This window comes from Winogradskyella sp. KYW1333 (assembly GCF_003335675.1).
Lineage (GTDB): Bacteria > Bacteroidota > Bacteroidia > Flavobacteriales > Flavobacteriaceae > Winogradskyella.
The window spans coordinates 371,605-387,855 of sequence record NZ_QPHL01000017.1 but is presented as its reverse complement, the minus strand read 5'-3'; the positions used below and the strand labels follow the sequence as shown (position 1 = coordinate 387,855).

14 protein-coding genes are annotated in these 16,251 nt (G+C 32.4%); 9 read left to right on the top strand and 5 right to left on the bottom strand.

The annotated features are described in order from the left end of the window. Positions 1-37: 37 nt before the first annotated feature. Complete coding sequence (locus tag DUZ96_RS11520; RefSeq protein ID WP_309484653.1) at positions 38-706, bottom strand: phosphoribosyltransferase family protein; 669 nt, start codon at positions 704-706, stop codon at positions 38-40. Positions 707-783: 77 nt separating this feature from the next. Here DUZ96_RS11520 and DUZ96_RS11515 point away from each other — a divergent pair, with 77 nt between their 5' ends. Then, the gene (locus DUZ96_RS11515; RefSeq protein ID WP_114302085.1) at positions 784-1,668 is read left to right on the top strand and encodes a hypothetical protein; all 885 of its coding nucleotides are present in this window, start codon (positions 784-786) and stop codon (positions 1,666-1,668) included. A gap of 63 nt (positions 1,669-1,731) precedes the next feature. Further along, on the top strand, positions 1,732-3,273 hold the full coding sequence (locus DUZ96_RS11510; protein ID WP_114302084.1) for a glycine--tRNA ligase: 1,542 nt from the start codon (positions 1,732-1,734) through the stop codon (positions 3,271-3,273). Between the two features lie 61 nt (positions 3,274-3,334). Here DUZ96_RS11510 and DUZ96_RS11505 read toward each other — a convergent pair whose 3' ends face one another. Together DUZ96_RS11505 and DUZ96_RS11500 are read right to left on the bottom strand one after the other, a co-directional pair. Then, positions 3,335-3,919 (bottom strand): hypothetical protein, encoded by a 585-nt coding sequence (locus DUZ96_RS11505; RefSeq protein WP_114302083.1) that lies wholly within the window; start codon positions 3,917-3,919, stop codon positions 3,335-3,337. A 73-nt stretch (positions 3,920-3,992) separates the two neighbouring features. Next, entirely contained in the window at positions 3,993-7,418 is a 3,426-nt protein-coding gene (locus DUZ96_RS11500) for a hypothetical protein (protein ID WP_114302082.1), read from the bottom strand. 111 nt (positions 7,419-7,529) lie between these two features. On the opposite strand from DUZ96_RS11500, the gene DUZ96_RS11495 reads away from it, so the two are divergent. The 3 genes from DUZ96_RS11495 (at position 7,530) to DUZ96_RS11485 (ending at position 10,405) form a co-directional block, all read left to right on the top strand. Next, positions 7,530-8,291 (top strand): exodeoxyribonuclease III, encoded by a 762-nt coding sequence (locus DUZ96_RS11495; protein WP_114302081.1) that lies wholly within the window; start codon positions 7,530-7,532, stop codon positions 8,289-8,291. Between the two features lie 25 nt (positions 8,292-8,316). Further along, positions 8,317-9,276, top strand: a complete 960-nt coding sequence (locus DUZ96_RS11490; protein ID WP_114302080.1) for an OmpA family protein — start codon at positions 8,317-8,319, stop codon at positions 9,274-9,276. A gap of 91 nt (positions 9,277-9,367) precedes the next feature. Next, positions 9,368-10,405 (top strand): aldo/keto reductase, encoded by a 1,038-nt coding sequence (locus tag DUZ96_RS11485; RefSeq protein ID WP_114302079.1) that lies wholly within the window; start codon positions 9,368-9,370, stop codon positions 10,403-10,405. A gap of 64 nt (positions 10,406-10,469) precedes the next feature. On the opposite strand, the gene DUZ96_RS11480 is transcribed toward DUZ96_RS11485, so the two are convergent. Together DUZ96_RS11480 and DUZ96_RS11475 are read right to left on the bottom strand one after the other, a co-directional pair. Beyond that, the gene (locus DUZ96_RS11480) at positions 10,470-12,014 is read right to left on the bottom strand and encodes an Rne/Rng family ribonuclease (protein WP_114302078.1); all 1,545 of its coding nucleotides are present in this window, start codon (positions 12,012-12,014) and stop codon (positions 10,470-10,472) included. Positions 12,015-12,321: 307 nt separating this feature from the next. Continuing rightward, positions 12,322-12,612 carry an HU family DNA-binding protein gene (locus tag DUZ96_RS11475; RefSeq protein WP_114302077.1) on the bottom strand — a complete coding sequence of 97 codons (291 nt, stop codon included), beginning with the start codon at positions 12,610-12,612 and terminating at the stop codon, positions 12,322-12,324. Between the two features lie 133 nt (positions 12,613-12,745). On the opposite strand from DUZ96_RS11475, the gene mutY reads away from it, so the two are divergent. The 4 genes from mutY (at position 12,746) to gldD (ending at position 16,214) form a co-directional block, all read left to right on the top strand. Continuing rightward, a complete protein-coding gene (gene mutY / locus DUZ96_RS11470; RefSeq protein WP_114302076.1) occupies positions 12,746-13,795 on the top strand; it encodes an A/G-specific adenine glycosylase in 1,050 nt (349 codons plus the stop codon). A gap of 69 nt (positions 13,796-13,864) precedes the next feature. After that, positions 13,865-14,308 (top strand): single-stranded DNA-binding protein, encoded by a 444-nt coding sequence (locus DUZ96_RS11465; RefSeq protein WP_114302075.1) that lies wholly within the window; start codon positions 13,865-13,867, stop codon positions 14,306-14,308. Positions 14,309-14,328: 20 nt separating this feature from the next. After that, positions 14,329-15,648 carry a gliding motility-associated protein GldE gene (locus DUZ96_RS11460; protein WP_114302074.1) on the top strand — a complete coding sequence of 440 codons (1,320 nt, stop codon included), beginning with the start codon at positions 14,329-14,331 and terminating at the stop codon, positions 15,646-15,648. After that, positions 15,645-16,214 (top strand): gliding motility lipoprotein GldD, encoded by a 570-nt coding sequence (gene gldD / locus DUZ96_RS11455; protein WP_114302073.1) that lies wholly within the window; start codon positions 15,645-15,647, stop codon positions 16,212-16,214. Before DUZ96_RS11460 ends, gldD begins: the two co-directional genes overlap by 4 nt. The last annotated feature ends 37 nt before the right edge of the window (positions 16,215-16,251 follow it).

Sequence of the window (16,251 nt, the reverse complement as noted above, 5' to 3'; positions counted from 1 at the left end):
AACAAAGAAACAATTTTAATAGTTAGAAACGAAAAAATTAATCTGCAATTGCCATTGTAACAAGACTTAACTTAATATTATCAATTTTTAACAAAACAGATGCACAGGATTCAATTGTTGCACCAGTTGTAATAATATCATCTACGATTAAAATATGCTTACCTTCTAATGAAGTTTTCTCCGAAATATCAAATAAAGTATTATCTGTATCAATACGTTTCAATCTATCTTTAAATACTTGTGTTTTAGTAGATTTAGTTTTAATCAATACTGTGTCATTATAGTCTGCTTGTAATGCTTTGGCAATTTCAATTCCGAATTTGGACACTTGGTTGAATCCTCTTTTTCTGAGTTTTGTTTTATACAAAGGCACTGGTACAACAACATCTATATTATTGTAGGCGCTTATAGTACTTAACTCCGCTCCAAGCCATTTACCAAAGAATTCACTAATATTTTCATGGCCTCGATACTTGAGATTGTGCAATAGTTGTTGTACAATTCCTTTTTTGGAAAAATGTAATAGAGATGTCGCATTTTCTAATTTCACTCTGCCATATAGATTTTTTTTTACGACCTCTGAATCTTCATAATGAAAATTAGTGACAGGTAGTTGATGCCTACAAGAAATACAGATTACGGATTCCTTGTCTTTTAAAACATTATTACATGCTTCACAGACTTCTGGAAAGAACAAGTTTAACAAATTTTTTACCACTTAATCGAATAAAATAAATTGGTCATTTAATTAGCTCTAATTTTGACTCAAATTAGCAATTAATTATGATAGTTAACCCTCAATTATTTAACTACAGATTAATCATAGGTTCTTTATTAGTCGTTTTAACCGCTTTAGGTATTTATAGCTTTACAAATTATAAATCCATTAAATCCTACGAAGAATTCCTAAAGCAAGAAAAGTTTTTGATAGAACAAGAACTAACAGAAATGTTAGAAAGTTATGACGAACTAAGCCAAGATTATAATCTTATGGCTTCTCAGCTCCAAGAAGCAAAATTAGAAACTAAGAATGCCTTAGATTCATTAAGATTATTAAAAAGTGATTTATCGATTATCACTAAGTTTAAGGAGCAACTTATAATTCTAAAATCTAAAAGTAAGGTACTTTTAAATACCATTGATTCTTTGAATATTGCAAATGAGCAACTTCAAAAGGAAAACCAAGATGCACTCTATACTATTGAGAAAAAGAGTTTTACAATCAATGATCTCACCGCTAAAAATAATCTTCTAAGTAAAGTCATTGATAATGCCGCAATACTTAAAGTAAGTGATGTCAAGGCAAAATCTTATAAATTAAGAGGTCCCAAAAAGAGATTTACAACCAAAGCAAGACGTGCAAATGCTATCGATGTTTGTGTATTGCTAGCAGAAAACCCATTGACTGAAAATGGGCAAAAGGATATTTTTATCCAGATTGTTAGCCCAGATGGTAATATAGTTGCAGATAAGGGAGAAGTTTTATTTGGAGAATTTTCTTTAATCTATAGCAAGAAAGAGGTTATAACCTATAATAATGAAAATCTAGAAATTTGTACAGCTATTATTGCAGATGAAGATGATAAACCTTTCCAAAAAGGAGACTATTTAATCAATGTTTTTCATAAGAATATGAAACTTGGAAGTACTACTGTAAATTTAAAGTAATTTCAATAACATAATTTTTTTAAAACCGGTCTATTAATTAGAGCGGTTTTTTATTTTTGTGCCATGGCAAACGACGATAAATTCAAAAAGGTAATCTCTCATGCAAAAGAGTATGGTTACGTATTTCAGAGTAGCGAGATTTATGATGGCCTAAGTGCCGTTTATGACTATGCACAAAATGGTGCTGAATTAAAAAATAACATTCGTAACTATTGGTGGAAGGCCATGGTACAAATGCACGAAAATATTGTTGGTATAGATGCTGCAATATTTATGCATCCCACCACTTGGAAAGCATCAGGACACGTTGATGCGTTTAATGACCCACTTATTGACAACAAAGATTCGAAAAAACGCTATAGAGCAGATGTTCTAGTAGAAGATTACTGTGCTAAAATAGAAGCAAAGATTAACAAGGAAGTTGCCAAGGCGGCAAAAAGATTTGGTGATGCTTTTAACAAAGAAGAATTTGTTTCTACAAATGGTCGTGTCTTAGGTTATCAAGAAAAAATAGATTCTACGCTCAAACGTCTGGGCAAGTCATTAGAAAATGAAGATTTGGCAGATGTAAAGGCACTTATTGAAGAACTTGAAATAGCAGACCCGTTGTCTGGAAGTCGTAATTGGACTGACGTAAAGCAGTTTAACTTAATGTTCGGCACCAAATTAGGTGCATCTGCAGATTCTGCTATGGATTTATACCTAAGACCAGAAACTGCTCAAGGTATTTTTGTCAATTTCTTGAATGTGCAAAAAACAGGTAGGATGAAAATTCCATTTGGTATAGCACAAACAGGTAAAGCTTTTAGGAATGAAATTGTTGCAAGACAATTTATTTTTAGAATGCGCGAGTTTGAACAAATGGAAATGCAATTTTTCATTAAACCAGGCACACAGAAGGAATGGTTTGAATATTGGAAAGAACATCGCTTAAAATGGCATAAATCATTGGGTATGGGAGATGATAATTATCGCTTCCACGATCATGAAAAATTAGCCCACTATGCTGATGCTGCAACAGATATTGAGTTTAACTTCCCTTTCGGGTTTAAAGAATTAGAAGGCATACATTCTCGTACAGACTTTGATTTAAGCCAACACGAAGAATATTCTGGTAAAAAACTACAATATTTTGATCATGAGGACAATGCAAGCTACACGCCTTATGTGTTAGAAACATCTATAGGTTTAGACCGTATGTTCCTTGCCGTATTCTCTAATTCGCTCCAAGAAGAAGAATTAGATAACGGTACAACTCGTACAGTATTGAAATTACCAGCAGTATTAGCACCAACAAAGGCTGCTATCCTTCCATTAGTGAAAAAGGATGGTTTGCCGGACATCGCGAAGCAAATTGTTGAGAATCTTAAGTGGGATTTTAATGTGGTTTACGATGAAAAAGATGCCGTTGGTAGACGCTACAGAAGACAAGATGCCGTTGGTACACCTTATTGTATTACCGTAGATCATGACACTTTAGAAGACAATACCGTAACTATACGCCATAGAGATACAATGGAGCAAAAAAGAGTGAAAATTGACGAGCTCAGAAGCATTATTAAAAAAGAAGTTGATGTTAGAGAGTGGTTAATGAGAATGAAATAGGTTAGAATAAAAACAAAGACCCCAAACAATTTGTTTTGGGTTTATAATTAAGCATTTTTAGTTAAAACCTGTAGCCAAAATTAACAGAGAATCTCACTTCAATATTGTCTAGGTAATCATCATCAAAATTTCCTAAATTCCTTGCAATATCACCATTGAGCATTAAGGTTATTTTATTGTTAAACACCCATTTATGCCCAATGCCAAATCCGGCAGAGGCACCGCCAATATCATAAATAAATTCTTCATTTACATCTGTTTCTGTAGCTATATCATAGTAATAATAATCATCCGTTGTAATTTCCCCAGTTCTTAATTTCAATTGTGGGTAGAAGAAAAAGCCATGATGATCTTTTTCCTTAGAAAAGTAAATTAAAAAAGCAGCCTCCAATGAAAATGCTGAGTTGTCTTCAATATAACCAGCATCGTAATATCCGTAGGTATCAAAAACATTAGCACCTATAAATAAGGATTGATTATTATCGAAAAGGCGCTCGTAATTTACTCCTAGAGTACCAGCTAAAACTAAGTCTAAGAGATTAACTGATATCTCATTCTTTGCTAAAGTATTAGAATTCTTATCCTCCTGTGCATTAGTATTTAATAGTACGAGGATGAACAAAACGATTGAAAGTAATTTTTTCATTAAATGATTAATTTAGATTTTCTTTACTTATAGACGGTAAACTAGTCAAATGGTTGCGTAAGAAATTATTTTTTTAGAAATATGCTTTCAGTTGCACAGTACCAGTATGAATAGTTTTAGACGTTTCGGTTTTTCTGCCAAAATAAGACAGATTTAAATCTAAAAACTTTGTTAGCTTCTTTTGAGCAAGCAAGTTCCAAGTAAAGTTTTTTCCGGGTTGAAGTCCTTCTAACATTTGGTAGGCAACTGGAGTGTTGGAGTTTCCTTCAAAATCGTTTTGAAAAAAGTTAAATTCTCCTGTGAGTGCAATTTTCTGAGTGTTATTATAGGTAAATGAAAGTCCATAATTGTTTTGAACTAAAGATTCTAAACTTCCTATTGTGTTAGATTTGGAGGTGTATTGATAAAATACATCAAACTGCGCATTTTCATTGAATAAATAAGAGAACTTTGGTTGAAATCGTTCTTCGTCTATATTGAAATTTCTATTTGCGAAATTTTCACTTAAACTTTCTTCAGTACCAAAACTACATTGGGCATTAATAAGCCAGTTAGTAGCAAATTTATGGTTAAAGTTTATTTGATGGTTAGTCAATTTATTTTCCTGAAAACCGATAGATAACAGATTACGACTTGTATTTGTTAAGAAAGTATATGAAGTTGTGTAGCGCTGTTTACCTCTATTATAAAACAGTACATTTCTTATACTGTTATTCAATGCCAATTCATTTTCTTCGTCCTCATTAAAAGGGTTTAGATTAAAGTTATTACCATCTCGTTTAACTTTTCTATCAATAAGAAAAGACGTTTGATTATAGAAATGTGAAAAGAATTTATCCCATTTATCCTTTGATGAACTTAACTTTTGAAAATTAAATGTAATTGTTTGGCTTAGTCTATTTTGGTGGGTTCTAACAAAAACCTGGTTTGGCAACAAAACCCTAATGTAATTACCTTGATCTTGAAACTGAGCAAGCTCAAATTCATTCAACTCTTGTATTCCATTTTCATTATAATCTATCCAAGTATATGCGCCTTGGCCTGCTTCTACCTCAACATATGTAAAATCTTGTTGTGGCAAGGTACCAGAGTTAGTTTCAAAATTTGTGTTCCAAATAACTATATTATTAAACAGTTTCTGATTGAAATTTAAACGGCTGTTTAAACTCTGCTCATTTTGCGAATCTGCAACATCAGCCTTTAAATCTCTATAATTAACAAACAACTGCAAATTGGTTGCTTTGTTCTGAATTAATCTAGATTTTAAATAATAGGTATTTGATCGATTAACGCGTTGAACCAAATTATCTCTTACACTATCATTTACACGATTAATATAGCCTAGTTCTACAAAGACTTTAGTGCTATCACCAATACCCACAAAAGCTTCGTACGAGTTAAATTTCTGACTCAGAGGTGTTAATGAATCTGTTGCAATTGCACGTTGTTCATTATCCTCTAGTGCTATTTTTGCACCAACCCATTTATTTTTTTTACCATATACCACACGATTAAATGATCTTAAAAAGGTAGAATTATTTATAGTGCTTTCACTATTTAGATAACTGGTATTTGAGAGAATTGAAAAATTGCCGAGTCTTAAATCAACTAATGCATTATGCCTGCTTCCAGTGAAATTATTGGAGTAATCCAAATACTCAAAATTATAAGTTACAACCCCTTTTTTGGAATGTGATAATTGTAAACCAGAAGTAAACAGAAGTTGATTACCGAAATTAAAATTTCCTTGGTCATTCCTATCATCTTCCAAATTCCAATCTCTATTAAATTCAGCTCTATATAATCGCTGTATGGTTCTAAAATCTTTTTGAATAAAATCTGCATCAATGAGTGCAGACAAATTCCATAAGCTATCGGACTTGACAATTTTCTGGTTTACTTTCAATTTACCCGCAAATCCATCGTTATCATTATCATCTAAGTTTGAAAATAAGTTGAGATCGTTTTTGCTTCCTGCTAATTCAAAAAACACATTGGTATTTTCGGAAGGTTTATAACTTCCATTTAACACTGCTATTTGCAATCGCTCTGGTGCAACTAATTGGACAATAGGCTCATAATTTCCTTGAGGCACTCCTGCCACTGGTGGAATATATTCAAAAATATTACTGACAGCATTATCATTACTTAGTATATAGTTACCTTGATTTTGACCAACTAAAGTAAAGCTGACACTAAACAACTCATCATCTGGGTCATTAGAGAAAACGAAAATTTCATCTGTTCCAATAAACTCTTTTCTATATAAAATTCTATTCTCGGAATAAGATTGAGGGCTTGCAGAAGATGCTGTCATTAAACTTCTGTTATCACCGGCATCTGCTAAAATTTGCGTTTGTTCCGTAGACAAGTTTTGTTGCAATGGTTGGTTTTTGGCATCACTTTCTGAGTAAATAGAAACATTTAGATTAAATTTTTCTGATTTATAGCCTCCTCCACCAAAAACTGTAAATCTGCTATAGTTGCGCTCACTAAATTGATAATCTACCGTAATTCGCATTTCTGAAGTTATAGGAAACGTAGCATTAAAAATAATTTCACCTGCATTGTAATCTATTATATAATCTCTATTTTCTCCACGCTCTAAGGGCACACCATTGACATAAACCGTTTCACTACCCGAAACTATTAATACAAACAACTCATTATTTGGACCTCTAAGTTTGTAAGGCCCTTGGTTTCCTTCTTGGGCTGTAAATTGGGTCGTGGTAAACTGCCCTCTTACTAGTGCTCCAGAAGCAAAGAAATTAGTCTTTTCGCTTAAATTGGCATTCACCAAAAGTCCTTGAACTCTTTTTGTAAAATTTACAAAATAGCTCTGGGTATTTACAAGGTCAATATCACCAGCTCTAATGTTCCAACTATCACTAAACAATTCAATAAATACTTGATCAAACTCATCTAATCTCTGAGAGTAACCACTCTCTTGCAAAGGTATATTCGCATCTTGTATTGAAGCCCTTAAGGACACCTTGTCACTTAGCTTTCCAGAAATCTGTAAGTCTAGTTCACTATTTAATACAGAATTTTGATTATTCCCAATTGTAACACCCCGAGATATACTACCAGAAGTAGTTAAGCCATCAAATGGTATAAATGTGTTTTTCCTTATAGTATTTTCAAGTTGATATAACTTCTGAAGGCTAGAACTTCTGTTTACGATTATATTGTCATCTAGTTGTTTATATACTTTGGTTATAAACTCTGGGTAACGTAAATAATCTACCTCAACAGTGTCAGTTGAAATTGTTTTTCTAAAGACTAATAATGATTTTACAAAATCAATATTATATAAACTAGAATCGATTATTTTACCGTTTTTATCCCTTACAATAAACCTCGAAGGATTAATACTTACGGAATCAATTTTAATAGAATCTTTAATTGCTATTCGTTTGGTCCTATAAGAACTTTGTTCTTCTTGAGAAAACCCCAAAAAAGAATATAGTAAAACAATAAAAACCAAAGCTCTTTTCATGTAGACTAATAACTGATTATAACTTAAAATATTTTATTGTTAAAATAGGCGCAAAATTATAGTGTAAAAGTAGGGTATTATTTAATTTCGCTTAAACCTAAGAATTCAATTATGAAAATCGCATCATATAATGTAAATGGAATTAGAGCAGCAATAAATAAAGGTTTTATTCAGTGGCTTGAAGCTACCCACCCAGATGTAATCTGTTTACAGGAAATTAAAGCCTTAGAGGAGCAATTAGATTTAAATCTATTCACTGAAATTGGATACAAATATAACTATTGGTTTAGTGCTCAAAAAAAGGGATATAGTGGTGTAGCATTACTTTGTAAAAAGGAACCTAACCATATAGAATTTGGTACTGGCATTGCATCAATGGATTTTGAGGGTCGTAACATTAGAGCAGATTACGACAATGTTTCAGTAATGAGCATGTATTTGCCATCAGGCACTAATAATGCACGATTAGAGCACAAATTTGAATACATGGATATGATCCATGAGTATCTAAATAAGCTTCAAAAGAAACGTCCAAATTTAGTTGTTTGTGGTGATTACAATATTTGTCACGAACCAATAGATATCCATAACCCAAAAATGAAAGGTGTTTCAGGATATTTGCCTGAAGAACGTGAGTGGCTAGGCAATTTTATTAATAGTGGATTTGTTGATAGTTTTAGGTTTTTACATCCTGAAAAACAAGAATTTTCTTGGTGGAGTTATCGCGCAAATGCTAGAGCAAACAATAAAGGATGGCGATTAGATTACGCAATGGTTAGTAAACCATTACAAGAAAATATAAAACGAAGCGTTATACTCACTGAAGCAGTTCATAGTGACCACTGCCCTATTCTTTTAGAATTGGATTTATAGTATAGTAATCATTAAAACCTTAAAAATGATAAAAAGAATTTCCTTATTAATAATCACCTTAGGCCTGTTTAGTTCATGCGTATCTAAAAAGATTTATACAAATTTAGAAGACAAATATGCCACACTTAAAAAAGAAAACAGAAGCTTAAATGATGAGGTTGAAAAACTTTCAGGCGAAAAATCAACTCTAAAAAACAACCTTGATAAACTTACTGCTACATATGACAAAGCCGTGGCAGAATTAAATCAATTGAGGTCAGAATTGGCTGCTTCTACATCAAATCTAGATAATCTTAAAGCCTCATATGATGCTTTAGAAAAAAATAGCTCTGCAGAAATTGCAAAGAATTCTAAAAAAAATAGAGAATTACTAGCGAAACTTGAAGCAAAAGAACAAGCTCTAGCAAGTGAAAGTGCAAGATTAGAAAAACTTAAAAGAGAACTTAAAGATAGATCTGAAAGAGTTGCGGAGTTAGAGAATGTAATTGCGATAAAAGATGCAAGTATGAAAGCCCTGAAAGATGCGATATCCACAGCCCTAACAAATTTTGAAGGCAAAGGTTTAACAGTTGAGCAACGTGATGGCAAAGTTTATGTTTCTATGGAGAATAAGTTGCTATTTCAATCTGGCAGTTGGTCTGTAGGATCTGAAGGCAGTAAAGCAGTAAAGCAATTAGCTAATGTACTTGCTGAAAATCCAGATATAGCAATATTAATTGAAGGTCATACAGATAATGTCCCTTATAAAGGAAATGCCCAGCTAAGTGGCAATTGGGACTTATCTACAAAACGTGCAACTGCCATTGTAAATATTCTGAGAGAAAACACATCAATTAATCCTGAAAATTTAACGGCAGCCGGTCGCGGTGAATATGCACCTATTGCCTCAAATGACACAACTGAGGGTAGAACAAAAAATAGAAGAATCGAGGTGATTTTAACGCCTAAGTTAGATGAAATTTCAAAACTGCTTAACGATATCTAAAAGCAAAACTTAACATAGATTTAGACCTTTCATGTTGCATTAACCTGAAAGGACTTCTTATTTTTACAAGAAATTACTGATTAAAAGAAAAATGAAATATACAACACTACCCAATACCGATATAAAAGTTAGTAAGATTTGTTTAGGAACTATGACATGGGGAAACCAAAACACTCAAGAAGAAGGATTCGCGCAGATGGATTTAGCATTAGACAAAGGTGTTAATTTCTTTGATGTAGCAGAATTATATCCTGTGCCTGCCACTGCAGAAACCTATGCAGAAACAGAACGTATTATCGGTAATTGGTTTGTTAAAACTGGTAATAGAGATAAGGTCGTTTTGGCGACTAAAATTGCTGGACCTGGCGATTATACAGCACATATTAGAACAACCGGATTTAGCAAAGACGCACTTAATGAAGCTGTTGACAACAGTTTAAAACGCTTAAAAACGGATTATATAGACTTATATCAATTACATTGGCCAGAACGCCATACTAAAACCTTTGGAGTTAGAGATTATACTCATAATCCTAATGACCCATGGGAAGATAATTTTAACGAGATTCTTCATAATCTAGACGAAATAATAAAATCAGGTAAAATAAGAGAAGTTGGTATTTCTAATGAAGGTGCTTGGGGCACAATGCGTTATTTAAATGAAGCAAAGAATAATAGTCTTCCTAAAATAATAACGATACAAAATGCCTACTCGTTATTATGCAGACCCTTTGAAGGTGATTTGGCTGAAATTGCACATAGAGAAAATATTGGCCTGCTTGCATATTCGCCAATGGCATTTGGTGTACTTTCTGGTAAGTATATTAAAGGTACTGCGGCAGATAATGCTAGGCTAAAGCTATTCCCAAGATTTGCACGCTACAGTAGTGAACAATCCACTGAGGCTACCAAACGCTATTTAAAAATAGCAGAAGAAAATGGTATGACATTGGCCCAAATGTCTTTGGCTTTTGTCAATGAACGACCATTTTTAACCAGTAATATTATTGGTGCAACCAACTTAGAACAGCTTGAAGAAAATATTGAGAGTATCAAAATTTCACTGTCAAAAGAAGTGTTGAGTGAAATCAATAAGGTACATGCTCAAATACCAAATCCAGCACCATAGCTCCGAGATTAAATAAAACAAAAAAAGCCCCTCCAAATTGGAAGGGCTATTTTTTTAATAGATATTACTTGATTTTGTTATTGTTTTTATCAAAAAAATGATATTCAAGATAAGTGTAAGCATCTCTAGGTAAAACTTTTACCCATTTTTTGTGTTCAAAAAACCATTTTGAACGCACTGATGGAAACCCTTTTGTTAAAAAGGCTGCTATAAAAGGATGTGCATTTAAGGTTACCTTATTATAGTCTCTTTTAAAAATCCGTTCTAGATCTTGATTAATTCTCTGTACCACTTTAATTGGTGCTTCGATTTCATCGCCACCTACGAGATTAGGATTTTCTTCTTTTGTTTTAATATTGCGCTCTGGCCTAACGCGTTGTCTGGTTATTTGCACTAATCCAAACTTACTCGGCGGCAATATTTTATGCTTTGCTTTGTCGTCTTTCATCTCATCTCTAAGATGATTGTAAAGTTTCTTTCTATTCTCTGCTCTACCCATATCGATAAAATCGATTACGATAATTCCTCCCATATCACGTAATCGTAATTGGCGGGCAATTTCAGTAGCAGAGATTAAATTTACTTCTAGAGCGGTGTCTTCTTGGTTTTTTTCTTTATTAGAACGGTTACCACTATTTACATCTATAACGTGCATAGCTTCTGTATGTTCTATTACCAAATAAGCTCCTTTTGCCATTGATACAGTACGGCCAAATGATGTTTTTATTTGACGCTCAATACCGTATTTTTCAAAAATTGGCACTCCAGTTTTATAATACTTTACAATAGACTCCTTATTCGGTGCAATTTGTTGCACGTAATCTTTTACTTGTATGTACAATGCTTCGTCATCTACAACAATACCAGAAAATGAATCATTAAATATATCTCTCAAAATAGAGGATGCTTTGTTCATTTCTCCCAATACTTTTGTAGGATGATGTGCTTTGTACAGTTTTTTACACATTGCTGTCCATCTACCCAGCAAATTCTGTAAATCATTATCTAGCTCGGCAACTTTTTTGCCTTCAGCTACTGTACGAATAATAACACCAAATCCCTTCGGAGTGATACTTTTTACAAGTCGCTTTAATCTATCTTTTTCTTCTTGAGATTCAATTTTTTGAGAAATTGAAATACGATTAGAAAAAGGGACTAAGACTATGTATCTACCAGCAATAGATAATTCTGAACTAATGCGTGGTCCTTTTGTAGAAATTGGTTCCTTTACTACTTGTACTAAAATTGATTGATTGGATTTAATAGCATCGGCAATTTTACCGTGCTTGTTTAAATCTTTTTCAAATGGAAAGTCTTTGAGTCTATAATCTCTTAATTTCCCTGTGCTTACACGTTTAATGAATTTTAAAAGAGAAGGCAACTGAGGCCCAAGATCATGATAGTGTAAAAAACCATCTTTTTCATAACCAACGTTTACAAACGCGGCATTTAGACCTGGTATAACCTTGCGAATCTTAGCAATAAAAATATCACCTACTGCAAAGTTATTGTCTTCTTCATCTTTATGTAATTCAATAAGTTTTCCATCTTTTAATAAGGCAAAATCAACAATATCAGAACTCGATCGTATGATTAATTCTTTATTCATAATGTTAATTTAAATCTAGCTCTTAATTGAGTTAGATGGATTTTACTAAATTTTTTGACACAGGATTTTAGTATCCAACAAACTTAAGAACACTCTATTAAATGCTTCTTAAATTCTATATCAAAGAACGTTTTTTTAAAACTGAAAAAAGTAGTTTAAAAACTACTTTTTTCAGTTTATTTCTTTTTGTGACGATTAGCGCGTCTACGTTTTTTACGCTTATGTGTCGCTACCTTGTGTCTTTTTCTCTTTTTACCACTTGGCATAGTTAATAATGCTTTTAGTTAATATTTTTTTTACTACCTATTTAGTTAACTTCAACATTAGATTTTACACCTTCTAAAAATACTTTAGCCGGTTTAAAAGCAGGTATGTTGTGAGCAGGTATTTTAATCGTAGTATTTTTCGAAATATTACGACCAGTTTTTTCAGCTCTAGTTTTAATTATAAAACTTCCGAAACCTCTTAAATACACATTATCGCCTCCTTCTAATGATGATTTTACTTCTTCCATAAAGGTTTCCACTGTAGCTTGAACATCTCCTTTTTCCATACCTAGCTTATCAGAAATTTTAGCTACCAAATCAGCTTTTGTCATTGTTGTTAGTTTTAGGGTTATTATAAATTCTAAGGGATGCAAATATAGGTAATTTAAATTCAATATTTCAAGCGTAATTAATTAAAATTTAACACTATAAAGATTTAATTTTGCAGAACCTGATTTTTAATAAATGAATTTTCAAAAACAAATAACTCACTGGTATTCAATACATAAACGAGATTTACCGTGGAGAACTACAAAAGACCCTTATAATATTTGGCTTTCGGAAATAATATTACAACAAACTCAAGTTAAACAAGGGTTGCCATATTATCTTTCATTTATCAGAGAATTTCCTACGGTATTTGACCTTGCAGACGCTACCGAAGAACAGGTATTGAAACTTTGGCAGGGATTGGGCTATTATTCTAGAGCAAGAAATTTACATACTACAGCTAAACATATTGCCTTTAATCTTAACGGTGTTTTCCCAGATAACTATAAAGATGTATTGTCTCTAAAGGGGGTTGGCGACTATACTGCAAGCGCCATTACATCGATTTGCTTTAATGAGGCTAATGCAGTTGTAGACGGAAATGTTTATCGTGTATTATCTAGATTCTATGGTATAGATACACCTATTAATAGTTCAAAAGGAATTAAAGAATTTAAGGAACTTGCTTCAACCCTAATTGACCATAAAGAACCAGGAAATTATAATCAAGCCATAATGGAATTTGGTGCAAGACAATGCAAACCAAAAAATCCAAATTGTAATTCATGCCCTGTTTCAGACAGTTGCTATGCTTATAAAAATAAATCAATAGATCAATTACCGGTAAAATTGAAGAAGACAAAAGTTAGTGCAAGGTATTTCAACTTCCTGGTTTGTATTGACAAGAAAAAGAATACTGTTATAGAAAAAAGAACAGGCAAGGGTATTTGGCAGAATCTATATCAGTTTCCACTTATAGAATCAAACCGAAGTCTAAAAGCAGAGGAATTTAACTTATTAAAATTGGAAAACACAATTCTTGAAAATTCTAATTTTGAATTTTCCCTTTATAATGAAACTGACAGAATTCACAAGTTATCTCATCAACATTTACACACCAAATTTTGGATTATTGAAGTAGATCTATTATCTCGAGACAACATTTCAATTGAAAAATTAAGATCATACCCTACACCTGTATTGATAAGTAACTTTATTGAAGAATTCAATTTTGACGCGGTTTAATAATCACAAAAAATTATTACCTTTAATAGAGTATTCAAAACTTTAACTTTGTAACAAAATATAATAGATATGTCAGGGACGTTAAATAAAGTAATGCTTATAGGGCATTTAGGAGATGAAGTGAAAATGCATTATTTCGATGATAAAAATTGCGTCGGTCGTTTTCCTTTGGCGACTAACGAAACATACACAAATAAAACTACTAATGAACGTGTTTCTAACACAGAGTGGCACAATATAGTAGTTAGAAATAAGGCTGCTGAAATTTGTGAAAAATACCTCACCAAGGGTGATAAAGTCTATATTGAGGGTAGAATTAAAACTAGAAAATGGACAGATGACAAAGGTATGGAACGCTATTCGACTGAAATTCAGTGTACGGATTTCACATTTTTAACAAATAAAAATGAACAACAATCACAACAGCCAAGTGTACCAACAACCAATATACAGACTCAACAGACTGAACAGAAAAGTGTTTTACCTGATGAGGATGATAATTTACCATTCTAAATAATTTAAATAAAACTAATTTGGACCCAGAACCCTCGGTTTTAATTTCAATTTTTCTAGCAATTAATATATCATATCTTACAAGTATTATTTTACTTGTTATTTTACTTGCTTGTTCGGCAATGGTTTCTGGAGCTGAAGTAGCTATATTCTCGTTAACAAAGTCTAATATTGATGAAGGTATAGAAAATAAGTCTGTAAAAATGCAGATTATTTCTGATCTCCTTAACAGACCAAAGAAATTACTTGCAACTATTTTAGTTGCAAATAACTTCATTAATATTGCCATTGTTTTATTGTTTGCATATATAGGCGAAACTATATTTAGTAATATCACTAACAGTATCGCAAGGTTTTTTTTGGAGGTAGTTTGCGCAACATTCTTAATCCTATTATTCGGAGAAATAATTCCGAAAATATATGCAAGTAGAAATAGTGTTCAGTTTTCTTCCTTTATGGCGAGACCATTAAAGATATTAGACTTTATTTTTTCTCCTATTAGCCTACCTATGAGGTATGTTACAATGAAAATTCAAAATACATTTGGTAAACAAAAATCCAATCTCAGTGTTGACCAGTTATCACAAGCATTAGAGCTCACAAATGATGAAGATACCACACAAGAAGAGCAAAAAATATTACAAGGTATTGTGTCTTTTGGAAATACAGACACAAAACAAGTAATGCGTCCGAGAATGGATTTATTTGCACTGGATATAAATACACCTTACGAAACCATTATTAAAGAAATAATAAACAACGGATATTCTAGAATACCTGTTTATGAGGAATCAATTGATACCATAAAAGGTGTGCTTTATGTTAAAGACCTGCTACCTCATCTCAATAAAAAGAAATTCAACTGGACCAAGATTTTAAGAGAACCATTTTTTGTGCCTGAGAACAAAAAACTCGATGACCTTATGGTAGAGTTTCAAACAAAAAAAGTTCATTTAGCCGTGGTGGTAGATGAGTATGGTGGTACATCTGGTTTGGTTTCTCTGGAAGATATCATTGAAGAAATAGTTGGAGATATCAGTGATGAGTATGATGATGAAGATTTAATTTACACCAAGCTCGATGACAATAACTATAGTTTTGAAGGTAAAACACCTCTAAAAGATGTCTATAAAATTGTAGGAATTGAAGAAGACATTGGTGACTTTGAATCTAAAAAAGGAGATGCCGAAACTTTAGCCGGTTTTGTTTTAGAGATTTCTGGTGGATTTCCTAGAATTGGAAGTAAACTAAATTTCAAAACTTACGTTTTTACTATAGAGGCTTTAGAACGAAAGCGCATTAAACAAATTAAACTAACCTTAATTAAACCTTTAGAATGAAAAAGGTAATTATACCATTAATAAGCCTTTTGCTTCTTGGTTGTAGTGATGATCCTCTACCGAGGCCAAAAGGTTATTTAAGATTAGAATATCCGGATGCCAAGTATAAAAAGACTTCTATTCCATTGCCGTTTACTTTTGACAAAAATCAAACGACATCTTCTGTTAAAAACATAAAATCTTCAGGTGAGGTCAAGGGAATTGATATCCAGTACCCTTCAATGAGAGCAACTATTTATCTTACCTACCAAAAAATAAGAAACAACAATTTGGATAGCCTTTTAAGAGATGCCCAAAACTTAACTCAAAAGCATACGATAAAGGCAGATGAAATAGCAAGCAATTTATTTGAAAACAAAGAATCCAATACATATGGCATGTTATATGAAATTGGTGGAGACGCAGCATCTCAATCACAGTTTTACCTTACCGATAGTATAAATCATTTTATTAGTGGTTCTCTTTACTTCTACGCAAAACCAAATTATGATTCTATTTACCCAGCATCTGAATATTTAAAAAGAGATATAAAGCGACTTATGGAGTCATTGAAGTGGAAGGAATAAATCCATTAAAGTTTAAACCAAAAAAAAGCAACCTCTT

Coding starts and splice junctions, on each gene's coding strand:
- DUZ96_RS11515 (WP_114302085.1), top strand. CDS start 784: ATGATAGTTAACCCTCAATTATTTAACTACAGATTAATCATAGGTTCT.
- DUZ96_RS11510 (WP_114302084.1), top strand. CDS start 1,732: ATGGCAAACGACGATAAATTCAAAAAGGTAATCTCTCATGCAAAAGAG.
- DUZ96_RS11505 (WP_114302083.1), bottom strand. CDS start 3,919: ATGAAAAAATTACTTTCAATCGTTTTGTTCATCCTCGTACTATTAAAT.
- DUZ96_RS11500 (WP_114302082.1), bottom strand. CDS start 7,418: ATGAAAAGAGCTTTGGTTTTTATTGTTTTACTATATTCTTTTTTGGGG.
- DUZ96_RS11495 (WP_114302081.1), top strand. CDS start 7,530: ATGAAAATCGCATCATATAATGTAAATGGAATTAGAGCAGCAATAAAT.
- DUZ96_RS11490 (WP_114302080.1), top strand. CDS start 8,317: ATGATAAAAAGAATTTCCTTATTAATAATCACCTTAGGCCTGTTTAGT.
- DUZ96_RS11485 (WP_114302079.1), top strand. CDS start 9,368: ATGAAATATACAACACTACCCAATACCGATATAAAAGTTAGTAAGATT.
- DUZ96_RS11480 (WP_114302078.1), bottom strand. CDS start 12,014: ATGAATAAAGAATTAATCATACGATCGAGTTCTGATATTGTTGATTTT.
- DUZ96_RS11475 (WP_114302077.1), bottom strand. CDS start 12,612: ATGACAAAAGCTGATTTGGTAGCTAAAATTTCTGATAAGCTAGGTATG.
- mutY (WP_114302076.1), top strand. CDS start 12,746: ATGAATTTTCAAAAACAAATAACTCACTGGTATTCAATACATAAACGA.
- DUZ96_RS11465 (WP_114302075.1), top strand. CDS start 13,865: ATGTCAGGGACGTTAAATAAAGTAATGCTTATAGGGCATTTAGGAGAT.
- gldD (WP_114302073.1), top strand. CDS start 15,645: ATGAAAAAGGTAATTATACCATTAATAAGCCTTTTGCTTCTTGGTTGT.